Origin of the sequence: Aliivibrio sp. A6, assembly GCF_028765505.1 — a bacterium.
GTDB lineage: Bacteria > Pseudomonadota > Gammaproteobacteria > Enterobacterales > Vibrionaceae > Aliivibrio > Aliivibrio finisterrensis_A.
The window spans coordinates 60,805-75,498 of the sequence record NZ_JARACR010000013.1; the positions used below are offsets into that span (position 1 = coordinate 60,805).

At 40.4% G+C, this 14,694-nt stretch carries 16 protein-coding genes; 6 read left to right on the forward strand and 10 right to left on the reverse strand.

Going from position 1 to position 14,694, the window contains the following annotated elements; all coding sequences use genetic code 11:
* Positions 1 to 43: 43 nt before the first annotated feature.
* Complete coding sequence (locus PVK70_RS09610; protein WP_130048000.1) at positions 44 to 1,465, forward strand: O-antigen ligase family protein; 1,422 nt, start codon at positions 44 to 46, stop codon at positions 1,463 to 1,465.
* On the forward strand, positions 1,458 to 1,904 hold the full coding sequence (locus tag PVK70_RS09615) for a low molecular weight protein-tyrosine-phosphatase (RefSeq protein WP_130048001.1): 447 nt from the start codon (positions 1,458 to 1,460) through the stop codon (positions 1,902 to 1,904). Before PVK70_RS09610 ends, PVK70_RS09615 begins: the two co-directional genes overlap by 8 nt.
* An 88-nt stretch (positions 1,905 to 1,992) precedes the next feature.
* Here PVK70_RS09615 and PVK70_RS09620 read toward each other — a convergent pair whose 3' ends face one another.
* Positions 1,993 to 2,628 carry a bifunctional 4-hydroxy-2-oxoglutarate aldolase/2-dehydro-3-deoxy-phosphogluconate aldolase gene (locus tag PVK70_RS09620; RefSeq protein WP_130045157.1) on the reverse strand — a complete coding sequence of 212 codons (636 nt, stop codon included), beginning with the start codon at positions 2,626 to 2,628 and terminating at the stop codon, positions 1,993 to 1,995.
* A gap of 148 nt (positions 2,629 to 2,776) precedes the next feature.
* On the opposite strand from PVK70_RS09620, the gene PVK70_RS09625 reads away from it, so the two are divergent.
* Together PVK70_RS09625 and PVK70_RS09630 are read left to right on the forward strand one after the other, a co-directional pair.
* Complete coding sequence (locus PVK70_RS09625; protein WP_130048002.1) at positions 2,777 to 3,793, forward strand: COG3650 family protein; 1,017 nt, start codon at positions 2,777 to 2,779, stop codon at positions 3,791 to 3,793.
* A gap of 4 nt (positions 3,794 to 3,797) precedes the next feature.
* Positions 3,798 to 4,427, forward strand: coding sequence for a tRNA-uridine aminocarboxypropyltransferase (locus PVK70_RS09630; RefSeq protein WP_130048003.1), 630 nt, complete (start codon positions 3,798 to 3,800; stop codon positions 4,425 to 4,427).
* Here the strand turns inward: PVK70_RS09630 and PVK70_RS09635 are convergent.
* From PVK70_RS09635 to ftnA, 4 genes are all read right to left on the reverse strand, one after another.
* Positions 4,391 to 6,880, reverse strand: a complete 2,490-nt coding sequence (locus PVK70_RS09635; RefSeq protein WP_130048004.1) for a bifunctional diguanylate cyclase/phosphodiesterase — start codon at positions 6,878 to 6,880, stop codon at positions 4,391 to 4,393. The genes PVK70_RS09630 and PVK70_RS09635 overlap by 37 nt on opposite strands.
* A gap of 143 nt (positions 6,881 to 7,023) precedes the next feature.
* Positions 7,024 to 8,208, reverse strand: a complete 1,185-nt coding sequence (locus PVK70_RS09640; RefSeq protein WP_130048005.1) for an NAD(P)/FAD-dependent oxidoreductase — start codon at positions 8,206 to 8,208, stop codon at positions 7,024 to 7,026.
* A 48-nt stretch (positions 8,209 to 8,256) separates the two neighbouring features.
* A complete protein-coding gene (uspB, locus tag PVK70_RS09645) occupies positions 8,257 to 8,595 on the reverse strand; it encodes a universal stress protein UspB (protein WP_130045166.1) in 339 nt (112 codons plus the stop codon).
* A gap of 94 nt (positions 8,596 to 8,689) precedes the next feature.
* On the reverse strand, positions 8,690 to 9,217 hold the full coding sequence (gene ftnA, locus PVK70_RS09650; protein WP_130045168.1) for a non-heme ferritin: 528 nt from the start codon (positions 9,215 to 9,217) through the stop codon (positions 8,690 to 8,692).
* A 182-nt stretch (positions 9,218 to 9,399) separates the two neighbouring features.
* Between ftnA and PVK70_RS09655 the strand changes: the two genes are divergently transcribed.
* On the forward strand, positions 9,400 to 9,828 hold the full coding sequence (locus tag PVK70_RS09655; protein ID WP_130048006.1) for a universal stress protein: 429 nt from the start codon (positions 9,400 to 9,402) through the stop codon (positions 9,826 to 9,828).
* Between the two features lie 37 nt (positions 9,829 to 9,865).
* Here PVK70_RS09655 and PVK70_RS09660 read toward each other — a convergent pair whose 3' ends face one another.
* Entirely contained in the window at positions 9,866 to 10,642 is a 777-nt protein-coding gene (locus PVK70_RS09660) for a class I SAM-dependent methyltransferase (protein ID WP_130048007.1), read from the reverse strand.
* A gap of 154 nt (positions 10,643 to 10,796) precedes the next feature.
* Between PVK70_RS09660 and asnC the strand changes: the two genes are divergently transcribed.
* Positions 10,797 to 11,258 (forward strand): transcriptional regulator AsnC, encoded by a 462-nt coding sequence (gene asnC, locus PVK70_RS09665; RefSeq protein ID WP_130048008.1) that lies wholly within the window; start codon positions 10,797 to 10,799, stop codon positions 11,256 to 11,258.
* Between the two features lie 190 nt (positions 11,259 to 11,448).
* On the opposite strand, the gene hemN is transcribed toward asnC, so the two are convergent.
* From hemN to PVK70_RS09685, 4 genes are all read right to left on the reverse strand, one after another.
* On the reverse strand, positions 11,449 to 12,822 hold the full coding sequence (gene hemN, locus PVK70_RS09670) for an oxygen-independent coproporphyrinogen III oxidase (protein ID WP_130045174.1): 1,374 nt from the start codon (positions 12,820 to 12,822) through the stop codon (positions 11,449 to 11,451).
* Positions 12,823 to 12,928: 106 nt separating this feature from the next.
* Positions 12,929 to 13,420, reverse strand: coding sequence for a DUF2489 domain-containing protein (locus PVK70_RS09675; protein ID WP_130048009.1), 492 nt, complete (start codon positions 13,418 to 13,420; stop codon positions 12,929 to 12,931).
* A 2-nt stretch (positions 13,421 to 13,422) separates the two neighbouring features.
* Positions 13,423 to 13,977, reverse strand: a complete 555-nt coding sequence (gene yihI, locus PVK70_RS09680) for a Der GTPase-activating protein YihI (RefSeq protein ID WP_130048010.1) — start codon at positions 13,975 to 13,977, stop codon at positions 13,423 to 13,425.
* A complete protein-coding gene (locus tag PVK70_RS09685) occupies positions 13,977 to 14,618 on the reverse strand; it encodes a class I SAM-dependent methyltransferase (RefSeq protein WP_130048011.1) in 642 nt (213 codons plus the stop codon). Before PVK70_RS09685 ends, yihI begins: the two co-directional genes overlap by 1 nt.
* Positions 14,619 to 14,694: the final 76 nt, after the last annotated feature.

The window sequence follows — 14,694 nt, forward strand, 5'->3', positions numbered from 1 at the left end:
CATCTGTTGGGTTTTTTATTGTTCTATTTTACTGAGCTACAGCATGACTACCCTAGAAAAATATTCATTTTACTCATTACTCATCCTCATCATTTGGTTGCCCATCCCACTTGGCAGCAATAGAGATTGGGCTTGGGCAATTGCTGAAATATGGATCGCTCTACAATCTATAAGCCTTATCATCGCCTATCGTGGCCAGTTACCCTTCACGCTAATAAAACACTATAAATACCTACTATGTGGCCTAGCTCTATTTCAGCTTTGGGTGCTTTTCCAAACCCTTCCTCTTTCTTGGGGGCCGCTCTCTTTTTTATCTAGTAAAAGTGCTGAGATATACCAGCTTGTTGGTGCACCAGAAGGATTCATTTCCCTTGATTCGCGCATGACATTAACGTCCTTTTTAAAAGGTCTGACTTATACTCTACTGATCTTCAATGCCATATTTTTAATTAATTCCAGTAAGCGTATTAAGCAAGTGGTGTTAATCATTGTGATCAGTGGAACAATACAAGCCTTTTACGCTGCTATGATGGTACTGCTCAATATCACAGAGAGCCCAGTTTTCGGTTTTTCAGAAAAAGGGATAGCAACAGGTTCATTTGTATATAAAAATCATTTAGCTAACTACCTTATGATGACCCTCTGCATGGGAATTGGTTTAATTGTGACTCATCTACACACCAGCCCATCAAACTCACGGTTTGTATTTATAAAGCGACTTCTAGAGGGCGTCCTCAGCCGAAAAATGTACATCCGCTTATGTCTTATCATTATGGTTATCGCATTGGTCATGACTCGATCTCGTATGGGAAATACGGCCTTTTTTGCCGCAACGACCATTGGTGGGATAATCGCGTTGCTTTTCTACAAGAACAAACCACGAGCATTAACCGCATTAGTTGGTAGTGTTATTGCCATTGATACCATTATTGTTGGAGCTTGGTTTGGTCTTGAAAAGGTAAAACAGCGATTAGTCGATACCTCATTAGGTGCAGAATCTCGCGACCAAGTGGTCATTTGGTCACTTGATATCATTCGAGACTTTCCTTGGACTGGCACGGGAATGGGCAGCTTTTACACTGTTTTCCCAATGTATTCACAAGACGATATTGGATTTTATGATTATGCCCATAACGACTATATTCAATTTATGGTCGAAGCAGGCATTCCTGCCACACTGCTTCTTGGTTCAATTATCCTGTATTCTTTTTGGCGTGCATTAACTGTGATAAGAACTCGACATAGTAGAACGATGAAGGGAATTGCATTGGGTTGCATTATGTCAGTGATAGGAATGTTGATTCATATTAGCGTGGATTTTAATCTTCAACCGATGGCAAACGCGATGACATTTATCTTAATATTATTCCTAGCCAACGCAACAGCAGTACTGCCTGCTATAGGTAGATTAGACAGTCAATCAAACGAGCCTCTTCATTTACAAAGTGAGGGCCCTCATGTTTAAGCGTATTCTTATTGTATGTACTGGTAATATTTGCCGATCACCTATTGCTGAAGCGTTATTACAAGCTCAACTACCAACCCATACCGTCGAATCCGCAGGCATTTCAGTAACTAAAAATACATTACATGATGCTCATGCTCACCCATTCTCACAGCAAGTCTGCCATGAACATGGTATCGATATTTCACAACACAGGGCACGTCAACTTACCCCTGAGCTTTGTGCTGAATTTGATTTAATATTAGTGATGGCACATGAACAGATCGATGAAGTGGCTCAATTATCCCCTCAAGCAAGAAGCAAGACCATGTTAATAGGGTACTGGATAGGTCAAGGGGAAGTTGCCGATCCTATTCAACAACCTAGAGAGGAATTTGCCCTTTTATTTAATACTCTGAACCGAGCCATTGATTCTTGGGTACAGAAAGTAAAAATCTAAAATAAAAACGCTCCACTTCTGTAAGAGTAAAAACAATATTCTTTTACTCTTATAGAAGTGGAGCGTATTCTTTCTATTCTATTCTTTTTTACTTAATCAACTCGACCGCTTCTTTTGCAAGTCTCGTCACTTTATCCCAATCTTTTGCTGCAATTGCGTCTTTCGGTAGCATCCAAGAACCACCAACTGTCGCCACACAATCTAATGCCGTGTAGTCATTTACGTTTTGTGGGTTAATGCCACCTGTCGGGCAGAACTGAACTTGTGGTAGCGGTGCTGCCATTGCTTTTAATACTGATGGGCCACCAAACGCACTTGCTGGGAAGAATTTTAGATGAGCGTAACCTAACTCAATTGCACGGATCACTTCTGATGGCGTAGCTACTCCTGGAATTAATGGAACATCCGCAGTTTTAGCGTGTGCTAATAAGCTGGGTGTAAATCCAGGTGAAATAATAAATTGAGCTCCCGCTTCTACCGCTTGATCATACTGCTGAGTGCTAATGACGGTACCTGCACCAACTAATGCCGTCGGCATTGCTTTGCGGATCGCAGTGATCGCTTCTAGAGCAACGGCTGTTCGCAATGTAATTTCAAAAACATTAATACCACCCGCAGCTAGGGCTTGAGCCATTGGTACTGCATCTTCCAATTGCTCAATAACCATTACAGGGACAACTGGTGATGCACTAAATACGTCTGAAGGCGAAAGGTTCCAACTCATATTCTTATAGCTCTCTTTACTCATTTAAATTGACGGCGGTATTTTACGCTAATTTTATTTCAATAGCTCTGATAAAGGTGAATTCTCACGCATTTTTACTGTCCTATGGCATACTGGTATTTAGGCTAATCATATATAAGGGAAGTAAATGAGAACATCATTACTCGCGCTAGGCGCCTTGTTGTTTTTATCAGGATGCAGTCAACACAATGCGACTAATTCATCAAAAAACGCATCTCAAAAAAACCACTTAAGCGAGATAAAAACGCCTCATACGTTTATGTTGCGTGGCACTGTAATTATTGGCCATGAATCTCAAAGCATTCAACCTTGCGGCAGTGATCAGCAATACTGGATAAACCTATCTCCAAAACAATGGCAGTCAGGGAATGATATCCAATCCTCCCCTTATCAACCTATGTATGGTGAGCTTATTGGCCACTTTGAAGCACCACCAAAAGGTGGCTTTGCCAATGATTATCCTGCTCGTTTTGTCGTCTCTCAAATTAACACTCTAGTCGCCGGTGAAGGCGTATCTTGCCAGCGAAGTATTCAGCCAACCAAGGCTTTTGGCTCTGAACCATTTTGGAATTTACAAGTGGTCAATGGTGAATTGATTTTCTCTGAAATTGGGAAACAAAAACAGGCACAAACCATCACAGAACAACAATTTGATATCAATAAACGAGTATATCAAAGTCGTGATTTCTCCCTTACTATGACTAAAGGGATCTGCAAAGATACCATGGTTGAGTCTATCTATGGATGGAACTCTGAAGTCACTATTAATGATAAAAAGTACCAAGGCTGCGCCACATTAGCCGCCCAAGATACGACGCTTAATTGGGTGAATACTTATCAAGGCACCAGTCCAGTTGGTGCTTCAGGATTAACCATTGGATTAACATTAAATGCTGATCACTCAGCAATAACGACTTACGATTACAATACTGACGAACCTCAATTGGTTGAAACTGGTGTATGGCAAGCAACCAGAGACAACAAACTACATGTTCTGATGAGCCGCCACCAACGCCAATACATGATTTCTGAGCGCGTGTTCTCTAAGGATGGGGAAAAGATTTCAGCCAAAGAAGAGCAAGTTAATGGCGTACTATTCCCTATTCAATCAGGGCTGACACTTTATTCAACTGACAGTAAATAGATTAATGACAACAACACCTTATCTCCCATGTTCTGTTTGTGGTTTCATTCATAATTGCATTTGCGATCATCAACCAAACTTAGAATCCCAGGTTGAATTTGCTTTGCTTTACCATGAAAACGAGTTAGATAAACTCACCAATACTGGCAGGCTATTACTAAATGGCCTACCTAAAGCTAAAAGCTATTTATGGCAAAGAAAAGTTCAGCCAGAAGCGCTCATCAATAAAATACATCAAGAGGATATAGAAACGTGGTTGCTGTTTCCTAGTGATGCTCCAACTTTAAGTTCTGAATATTTAACGAGTAGAGATCCAAGCAAAAAACAGCTCTTTATTCTGTTAGATGCAACATGGCAAGAAGCCAAAAAAATGGTAAATAAAAGCCCTTGGTTAAAGGCGCTTCCTTGTCTAGAACTAAGTCCATCTGAGATCTCTCGTTACCATTTACGTCGTAATCAAAGCCAAGGAAATCTCTGTACTTGTGAGGCGGGAATAGAGGTATTAGAAATGGTAAAAGAGCCTGAGAATGCTCAAGCTCTTTTTAAGTATTACGATCAATTTTTAACGGTGTTTCAGGCCGAGCGCAGCGGTCACAGTTACAACTCTAATGCTTTAGGTGCACCTAAAAAGTAGCCTTGTAAGTAATCAACACCCATGTCTTCAACAATGGTACACACCTCTTGGTTATGAACAAATTCAGCCACGACTTTGGCATCAAGGGCATGGCACAGTTGTACCATTTGTTGAGAGATCAAACGCTGACGTTTATCTTGGTGTACATTTTTAATAATAGACCCATCTAACTTAATCACTTGGGGCTCTAGTTTCATGATTTCATCGATGTTTGAATATCCAGAACCAAAATCATCAATGATGATACGAGCCCCTAAACGTCTAAAATAATTACACACTTCTATCATGCGGTCATAATCTTGAATTTGCTCAGTTTCAAGCACTTCAAACCCCACTCTAAAAGGATTATCTAAACGTAGAATTGATGTTTCTAACAAGTCGAGAGTTCTATCACTCATTAAATCTTGTGGTGATAGGTTAATTGAAAACTTCAGATCATTATTTTGCATAATCTCAAACGAGCGAGAGATCATTTCACGACTTAATCGAGTATATAAATGAGTCCCCTCAACAGCGGGTAAAAACTGCCCAGGAGCAAATATTTGGTCATCCTCACGGATCCGCATTAGACATTCTGTAGAGGCAAGTTGGCGTGTATGTGATTCAAAAATAGGCTGACCATACACTAACACCCCTTGTTGCGAGACCGCTCTATTCACACAAGTTAACCAATCAAGCTGACTTTGGCGTGAACGCTCCTCATTAAGAAGATCACGGGCATTGCACAAATGGCGATTACGGCGCATCGCGATTCGACGAGCTTCTACCGTTTTTAATATTAAATCTTCCACGGCAACATGAGCAAAATCACGGCGACTAATAATACCGCCAGAGATAGCGACACTCAGATAATCCACATCACTGAGTCCATATGGTTCAAAGTTTTCATGCTCTAAGTCTTCAATAAAGTCAGTAATGCATTTTCGTAAAAACTCACTGTTTTTATCGCTGTGGAAAATAACTCCCCACTCAGCAATACCAATGCTGTACAGCTCGATATTAGCCTCTATTTTTTTACCTAAGTGCGTATTGATATAAAGACTAATGTCTTGCAGTAATTTATCACCCACTTGATAGCCATATTTCTCATTGACCTGACTTAAATTGGTTAACTTAAAAGAGAGTAAATGATCGGTGCACGCGATATGGGATAAACGCTCTTTTAATACAGTACGATTAAGTAGACCCGTTCTTCTATCAATACGATACGTTTGAATAAGCCGCATCGACTGCTCGCTGATCTTTTTTTCCATTTCAGACGTCATAGTATCCAAGTCTTGAATTGAATTTTTAATCAGTGAGAACAGCGGCGTTAAATTATGTGTGCGTGGTAAGTGTGAAATGGAGGCATCAATAACAATAGAATCAGATGATTCACTCAATGCTAGATAGGTTAAGCTATGATGAAGAATTTGTTGATTCGCTGAACGGAAAAACTCCCCCATACCATACATCCCTTGGCATGGACCTATATCAGAAAAACTTTGTAATTCCGTTGACTCAGAACTGCTTTCGATACGAGATTCACAGTTATAAATAAAAATAGACTCAGGGCACTTTTTAGCAAGCATCAACGCCCCTTGATTCACTTGTTCTTGAGTCAATGAAGGATGGTAATAAGAGAATCGTACTTCATCTCCTAGCGGGACTTCTAACGTAAACTGTAAATACCCTTCTTCTGTTATCGACTCTACCGGGTTGATAATTCGTGCAGTGTCTTCTTCAAGCATGAGGGGAAATGCTTGAATTTGGCTCAAAGGTAAATTTTTATTATCTGCTAGATATTTGCAATAAAACTCATACGCCGGTATATGGTCGATGGTTTTTACAACTCGACCTTCTGATGACGTAATTCGAAAACGCTTGCCAATTGGATTCCATTCTACAAAAGCTTCATACCATGTTTTCAAGTTCTCGCCATGCAATGCAACAGCAACAATGCAGTCTTTGTAAAACTGTCCATTTAAAAATACCCAAATCTCATGCCCAGCATCGGCAGCAACACCACCCGAAACGGGTACGCCATAGGGAGATTCTGAGAAGGCCTCAAATAAAGGATAGTTACTTGCCGAGCCATAACACCCAAAAGCGATCACACTCTTAGTTGCTTGGTTCATCGACAGTTTTCTTAGCAATTGATGACCGACTGTTTTCTCATCAACACAATGGAAAACATTGGCAGAAGTAATTTGGCTCGACTCAAATGTAGAGATTGAAATCACTGTGGACAGTGAATAAATAGCCGAATTAATACTTGCGTGAATAACGCTAAGACCGATAATCTCAGCATTTGGAAAGTGCTTATTTAATACATCATAATAGGCTTCAACGTCTTCTTTACTTTGAGATGAAAAAAGTTGAATTAAACAAGAAACACCCGATTTTATGGATAATAAATCACACTCTTCTTGAAGTTGAACAACACTTTGCACACTGATCGAGAGGGTTTTCATTATTCATTAAGCCTTATGATTTTTATTAAACAAAGTATAGCTTTCGCTAAAAATATATCTTCCCATGACAAAGTTTGGAATAACAACATAGCCAACTCTAGCTAATTGAGTTGGCCATTAAGCAAATAACGAATCAGCGAATATTACGCATTTATTCCTGCCACATAGCCACTTGACCATGCCCATTGAAAGTTATAGCCGCCTAGCCAACCGCTGACATCCATTACTTCACCAACAAAATATAAACCAGAGACTTTTTTTGACTCCATTGTTTTAGAAGATAGCTCATCCGTATTAACTCCACCTAATGTGACCTCAGCAGTACGGTATCCTTCCGTGCCGTTAGGTAACACCTTCCATTGATGGATCAGAGAGCATAACTGCTCTTGCTCTTTATGATTGACTTGTTTTAGAGAACGATCATTAAAAATAGTATTATTTAATAAGGTCTCTACCACTCTCTTAGGTAAAAACTTCGCAAGTGAGTTCTTAACACTTTGATTTGGATGAGCTTCACGCATCTTATCTAATTCTTCAGACAAGTCGTCATTAGGTAATAGATCTATCATTACTTTTTGACCTGCGTTCCAATATGATGAAATTTGTAGAATAGAGGGACCCGACAAACCGCGATGTGTGAACAATAAATTCTCTTTGAAGTTATCGCCACTTTCTGACTCAACCACCACAGGTATTGCAATACCAGATAACTCAGAAAACGCTTCTTTATCTTCCTTATGTAGCGTAAACGGCACAAGACCCGCAGTAGTTTGAACCATAGAGAGACCAAATTGCTCGGCTAATTGGTAGCCAAATGGTGTAGCGCCAAGTTTTGGCATTGAAAGCCCCCCCGTTGCAACAACTAAGGATTCACATTCAATAATGTCAGAATCTAATTTAAGAGAGAAACCAGAGTCTTGTTTAGTAACATCAGAGATAGCGCAACGATAACGGTAATTAACACCGGCCAATTCACACTCTTTAAGCAGCATATCGACAATCTCTTTGGCTGAATCAACACAAAATAGTTGTCCATGATCACGCTCTTCAAACTCAACACCATATTTAGATATCATTGAGATAAAATCCCAATTGGTATATTGAGATAATGCGGACTTAACAAAGTGAGGGTTCTTGCACACATAGTTATTAGCCGTGACATCATAGTTAGTGAAATTACAGCGACCACCACCAGAAATCAGGATTTTTCGTCCTGGCTTTTTAGCATGATCAACCACTAACACGCTACGGCCTCGCTTACCCGCTTCTGCTGCACACATTAGTCCGGCAGCACCGGCACCGATAACCACTACATCTACTTTTTTCATGTCACTCTACCCCAAATTCAATTGGCAGGGAGTGTACTATTATCAGCGCTAGATGCCCAAACTAATTACGAAGAAAAACACCGCCACACTCACAAGCAATAACGCGCTAGAGAGCATAAATAGATAACGAGCTTTTTCACATTTAAAAACAAAAAGAGTGTCGTAATGGTCAAGGTATTCTTCTTGCCATAAATATTGAAAGAGTTTGGTTTGCTTACCAATGTTACCGTGGGTTGTAAAAAATCCGCGACCATCCACTTGTTGATAAAGCAGAGGATGCGCTTCTTTCATCACAAAAAGAAGGGTTTTTAATGTACTTAAATAACGGATAATGTTGATGCCCGTTACTGAGAATAACGCTAATAATATAAGGTCGCCACTTATCATAATCACCTCGACATGCTTGTCTGTGTGCCTGATAAATAACGACCCTTGGTGTACTTACATTACCTGTAGACAACTACATTGCAAAGATTGATATTTATCCAGCAGTGCTATCCATAATAGATGTAGAACCAGATTTCGCTAATACTGCTAAATCTTTATCGATAAAGAATAATGCCTTACCGTCTTCACCTACTAAATCAATTTTATCTAAAATACCTTTAAATAATTTCTCTTCTTCGTGCTGTTCAGCCACATACCACTGAAGGAAATTAAACGTTGAGTAATCTTGTGAAGTGAATGCCACATGCGCCAATTTATTGATCTCTTGCGTGATCATTTGCTCATGTTCAAGCGTAGTACGAAATACATCACCTAGACCAGAAAACTCTGATTGTGGAGCCTCAATCGCGCCCAAAATTGGCATTGCGCCCGTCTCACTTACATAAGTAAATAAACGCTGCATATGTTCCATTTCTTCGGCAGCATGAGCTCGGAAAAACTCCGCCGCACCATCAAAACCTTTATCTTCACACCAAGCACTCATCTGTAAGTATAGATTAGATGAGAAAAATTCTAGGTTAATTTGTGCATTTAGATGATCAACCATCGTTTTAGCTAACATATTCACGTTCCTTTATGAGCAGTATTCTTCAAAAATGATAACAATTCTATCATATCTCGCTAGCCAATAACTTATTCAATAATCATCAATCAGAACGAGATCTAGACGACAAAAAAAGAACAGATCTGGTGCTAATCTATATTTATGAACAGATTTCATATTGGATTAATAGGAGAAACATCATGAGTTACCAACATATTCTTGTTGCTGTCGATTTAACAGAAGAGAGTAAATCTTTGGTTACTAAAGCTGCTGGGCTAGCAAAAGCTCTAGATGCTAAAGTTTCTTTTATTCATATCGATGTAAGCTATGCTGAGCTTTACACAGGCTTAATTGATATCAATCTTGCAGAAACACAACATCAGGCAATGGAAGCCTCAAAAGAAGCCATGAAGCATTTAGTGGCGTTTGCAGAGTACCCAATCCATAAAACATTAGTAAGCAGTGGTGATTTGAGTAATGAGCTGTGTGAGGCGATTGAAAATCTTGATGTCGATCTCGTGGTTTGTGGTCACCATCAAGATTTCTGGAGTAAGTTACTGTCATCAACCAGACAAGTGATCAACACCTGCCCAATTGATGTTCTTGTGGTGCCATTTAAAGACGAATAAAGCTTAGTTATTTACGAGTAAACACGTTGTGGCTAAATTACATGGCCGCATTAACGTAGACATCAAAACGGTTCTTTTTGGTCTCAATTGCCATTGATGGTTTTTGGTTATCAAGCCACTCTGCATAATCTGGACGTTTTACCACAACTCGTTTCTTTGCCATGATTAATGCCGGTGCTAATAATGCATCGGCATCATTGTCTGCACCGACTAAAGATTGGAAAACACGCATTTCTTTTTTAACTAGCGCACTTTTCTTTTTATTTTCTGGATGCGGATACATAGGGTCAAGATAAACCACATCAGGCTGCTCAAAATCATCTTGTGCCATCAATTGCGCTAACGCATCATGACTTGAAGCGTGAAGCAGTGACATACGATCTGATACCCATCCACCAATTTCTAGATCTTGTTTTGCACGCGCTAAGCCATCATCAAGTAAAGCGGCAACCACTGGATGACGTTCTACCATTTGAACTTTACAGCCTAACGATGCTAATACAAACGCATCTCGCCCTAACCCTGCCGTACCATCAAGCACAACTGGTGTTGCCCCTTTGTTTAAACCAACCGCTTTAGCAATAGATTGGCCTTTACCACCACCGAATTTACGACGATGAGCAACGGCGCCTGAAACCAAATCAACAAAGATTGCGCCTAATTTGGGTTCATCACGCTTACGCAGTTCTAGCTTCTCAGTCGTTAGCACCAAAGCAAAGACATTATCTTGGTCATGCGTTAATCCCCAGCGAGTGGCAATGGCCTCTAACTCAGGTTGACGATTTGGGTCTTCACACAATAACGCTATTTGCACAGGGTACTCCAACAAGCTTAATCAATTAGGAACAGCAAGCGCCTATGGTAATGGATATTGATAAAAACGACTAGATAAAGTGCTCGCTGTCCTGGGGATCTTGAGGTAATTTAAAGGCTGGACGATATAAATTCCCATCAGCTAAGGACGCTTCATGAATCAAACCAACAAAATTGATGATCTCGACCGCGATATTTTACAAGCGCTGATGAATGATGCCCGCACCCCTTATGCTGAATTAGCAAAGCGCTTTAATGTCAGCCCTGCGACTATTCATGTTCGTATTGAAAAAATGAAGTCAGCCAAGATTATTGAAGGTACCGAGGTTATCGTGAATCCAAAAACCTTGGGCTATGACGTGTGTTGCTTTATTGGTATTAATTTATACGCCGCTCGTGATTACCATTCAGCCCTTGCTAAGTTAGATGCGTTAGAGGAAGTGGTTGAGGCGTATTACACTACGGGTGCTTACAATATTTTCGTTAAGTTGATGTGTAAAAATATTCATGAACTGCAGTTTGTATTGATTGATAAGCTGCAAGCGATTGAGGAGGTTCAATCGACGGAGACGCTGATCTCGTTGCAGAACCCGATCAGTAGGAATGTGAAGCCTTAAGAGCAGGGTTCAGATCGGTCGCAAGCTCCCTTAAAGGATTCAGAGGTGCTCGCTGTAATCACAGCACAAAAACAAAAAAGAACAAATCCTGAAACCTGCAAGCGAAGCGCCCTGAAACCTTGCTCTTAAAAAAAACCGCAGGTGCATTAACACCTACGGTTTCAAATGTTCAAAAAGATCACCGCGCTTTTTAGATAACTCTAGAAAACTGCTGCTGACGCGCACGGTCTCGTAAGTACTTATCAAAACACATACAGATATTACGGATCAATAAACGACCACGCAGTTCAACATCAATACGGCCTTCATGCATTGTTACTAACTCATCGTTAATAAACGTTTGTAGAAGTTTAATGTCTTCGGCAAAGTACTTATCAAAGTCTAAATTAAATTCAGCTTCAATCGCTTTAGTATCTAATGTGAAATTACAGATAAGTTGTTTAATCACTTCACGACGAATTAAATCATCTTGGTCAAGTGCTACACCACGCCACAGAGCATGACGTTTTTCATCAACTTGAGCGTAGTATTCTTTTAAGTCTTTTTTGTTCTGTGCGTAGCTGTCACCAATCATTGAGATGGCTGATACGCCCATGCCCAATAAGTCACACTCACCTTGAGTAGTGTAACCTTGGAAGTTACGGTGAAGAATACCTTCACGCTGTGCAACTGCTAGTTCATCATCAGGTAAAGCAAAGTGATCCATACCAATAAACTGGTAGCCTGCGCCCGTTAAGTTTTCGATGGTTTCTTGCAGCATGACTAACTTCTCAGCGGGTGCTGGTAAATCGGCGTCTTTAATTTTGCGTTGAGCAGCAAACAACGTTGGCATGTGTGCATAGTTAAATACAGACAAACGACCCGGTTCCATTTCTAGTACACGTTTGATCGTTAATGCTAAAGATTCTGCAGATTGCTTTGGTAAACCGTAAATTAAATCTAGGTTTGTTGAGCGGAAGCCTAAGTCTTTTGCTCGTTGTACCATAGAAATAATAAAATCTTCATCTTGATCGCGATTAACCAGTTGCTGAACTTCTTTATTGAAATCTTGTACACCAATGCTTAGACGGTTGAAGCCTTCATCACGTAGGTGATCAAGCATATCCAATTCAATTTCACGCGGGTCAACTTCAATGCTGATCTCTGCGCCTTCTTCAAAATTGAATTCACCACGTAATAACGTCATTAAGCGAGTAAATTGAATTTTAGTTAGGAAGGTTGGAGTACCACCACCAAAATGCAGTTGTGTCACTTTACGTTCAGTAAATAGCGCTGCACGTTGGCGGATCTCAAGCTCTAGTGAATCTAAATAGATATCTGCTTTATGATGATGACGCGTGATCACCTTATTACAGCCACAGAAGTAGCATAGCTTGTGGCAGAATGGGATATGAATATAAAGAGACAGTGGGCGCTCAGGATACTGAGTACACGCCATATCGAATTCAGCAGGAGTATAAGCTTCGTGAAACTCTAAAGCGGTTGGGTAAGAGGTATAACGCGGACCTGAGTAGTTGTACTTCTCAATGATCTCTTGGTCCCATACTATTTGTTGATTTGACATGACTTACTTCCATCTCTTTATATCTGCATTGACACTGTTCCTGCATCATAAAACATTTGCTTCATAAAGCCGATGACTTCAATGCAGTGGTAAATAGAAGTGTCGATCAGATCATTTTAATATCAATTTTTTGATTCTGTGGTTTGATGCGATCATGCAATTGTTGAATCTCTTCTTTAATTGCATCTTGTAGGCGAGCTTCCGCTTTAGTTCGAATCAAATTGTCTTTCATTCGATCTTGCTTTGCGAGTTCTTGCCTTTCATCACCACGCGGCATGTCTTTAACCACATGATAAAGCTCAGAAAGCGCTGGATAGTCTTTCTCTACATCAATACGATCATCTTCTTGCAGATAATCCATGATGCAGTATAAGCGAATCGCTAATTCTGAGTGATCACACTGCTCCTGCATTCCTGCTTGGCATAGCAATACCACATTCTCAAAAATATTGGCGTTACGTTTCTGTATCGCCAATTTTCTGTGTTGTTCTTGCAGTTCCTTTTGCTTCTTTAACTTCATCAGTAAGCTGCCAGCATAACCAGCTAACGCAAGAATAATTGCACCGCCAAGCAGTGCTAACAGAGTTACTGTAGACATAATTACTTAAAGTCATCCATGTTGAAGTCATCGAATTCAGCTAACAGATCATCATCGCTTTTCGCTTTGCGCTCTGCGAACTCAGGGAATTCAGCAATTTCTTCTTCTGATTCTGTTTCTTCATCATCTAATAAGCCTAAACGACCCATTAAGTGTTCGATACGTGCTAATTTCTCATCAACGTATTTCTGAAGACCAGTACCTAGGTTCTCACCATTATCGAGACGGTCTAGAAGAACCATTAGCTGTGCATCATTTTCTAGCATTGCTAATTCTTGTTCGTTGGTTAAACGACGCTCTTGTTTCGTTGACTTCACTTTCGCTTCAACAACAAGTTGAATTGGTTTTTTACTGCCGATACGTGGATCTTTTTTCTGTGCGAAACGACGGTTTTGCTCTGCGTTACTTTCAGCATTACGAGCGCCCGCTTTTAGGCCTTTACGCTTTCTCTTACGCTTAATTTCACGACTATCAACATCACGATCGGTACGGTTACGTGTAACAACAACTGGCTCACTCGCCATTCCCGGCTTACGGGCTTTTTTAATACGGCTCATTACTGGGTTTTCCTCAGTAAGATGACATCATTCCCAACAAATTCGAGCTCAAGTTGGTAACGCTTTGCTACAAACTCAAACGTTTCTTTGCTGAAAAAGCTGACATGGGTTAAATCATTCTTGTAATGCCAAGTGGCAAACGCGCTTTCGTCCCTGGCTAGTTTCGTCATGATACCTAACCAACCACCAGGTTTCACCAAACTCAATAACAATTCCAATTCGTTTTGAGGTTGATAAAAATGCTCTATCGCTTCTGTACAACTGACGAAGTCATACTGCTTAGTAAGCACGTGCTTATCTGGGGCGTAATAAATATCATAGAGTTCGACATGGTGACCCGCTTCTCTCATCATATGAGCAAGCAATGGTCCAGGGCCACATCCAAAGTCTAGTCCTTGTTGAGGTGTCTCACCAACACGCTGCAACAACGGCTCTGCAAATCGTGATAGGAAGGTTCGATACCCTTCATCCTCAAGATTATTTTCATGGAGATCATAGTGAGCTTTCTCTGTATCAGAGTCTAAATGATCCGCCTTATCCACATAAACAAGGTGACATTGCTGACAACGGTAATAACGTCGACGCTTATCTTGATGGAAGTCATCAGCGTGTGAATGCTGACACAAAGGGCAAGATTGCATATACGCTCACTCCACTACCTGAAAATTCTAGGGCGGGAAGTATACCTGATACTGGTGCAAAGATAATCGTTTTAAC

Coding starts and splice junctions, on each gene's coding strand:
- PVK70_RS09625 (WP_130048002.1), top strand. CDS start 2,777: ATGAGAACATCATTACTCGCGCTAGGCGCCTTGTTGTTTTTATCAGGA.
- PVK70_RS09630 (WP_130048003.1), top strand. CDS start 3,798: ATGACAACAACACCTTATCTCCCATGTTCTGTTTGTGGTTTCATTCAT.
- PVK70_RS09655 (WP_130048006.1), top strand. CDS start 9,400: ATGAGTTACCAACATATTCTTGTTGCTGTCGATTTAACAGAAGAGAGT.
- PVK70_RS09620 (WP_130045157.1), bottom strand. CDS start 2,628: ATGAGTTGGAACCTTTCGCCTTCAGACGTATTTAGTGCATCACCAGTT.
- PVK70_RS09675 (WP_130048009.1), bottom strand. CDS start 13,420: ATGTCTACAGTAACTCTGTTAGCACTGCTTGGCGGTGCAATTATTCTT.
- uspB (WP_130045166.1), bottom strand. CDS start 8,595: ATGATAAGTGGCGACCTTATATTATTAGCGTTATTCTCAGTAACGGGC.
- ftnA (WP_130045168.1), bottom strand. CDS start 9,217: ATGTTAGCTAAAACGATGGTTGATCATCTAAATGCACAAATTAACCTA.
- PVK70_RS09640 (WP_130048005.1), bottom strand. CDS start 8,208: ATGAAAAAAGTAGATGTAGTGGTTATCGGTGCCGGTGCTGCCGGACTA.
- yihI (WP_130048010.1), bottom strand. CDS start 13,977: ATGAGCCGTATTAAAAAAGCCCGTAAGCCGGGAATGGCGAGTGAGCCA.
- PVK70_RS09610 (WP_130048000.1), top strand. CDS start 44: ATGACTACCCTAGAAAAATATTCATTTTACTCATTACTCATCCTCATC.
- PVK70_RS09615 (WP_130048001.1), top strand. CDS start 1,458: ATGTTTAAGCGTATTCTTATTGTATGTACTGGTAATATTTGCCGATCA.
- hemN (WP_130045174.1), bottom strand. CDS start 12,822: ATGTCAAATCAACAAATAGTATGGGACCAAGAGATCATTGAGAAGTAC.
- PVK70_RS09685 (WP_130048011.1), bottom strand. CDS start 14,618: ATGCAATCTTGCCCTTTGTGTCAGCATTCACACGCTGATGACTTCCAT.
- asnC (WP_130048008.1), top strand. CDS start 10,797: ATGAATCAAACCAACAAAATTGATGATCTCGACCGCGATATTTTACAA.
- PVK70_RS09635 (WP_130048004.1), bottom strand. CDS start 6,880: ATGAAAACCCTCTCGATCAGTGTGCAAAGTGTTGTTCAACTTCAAGAA.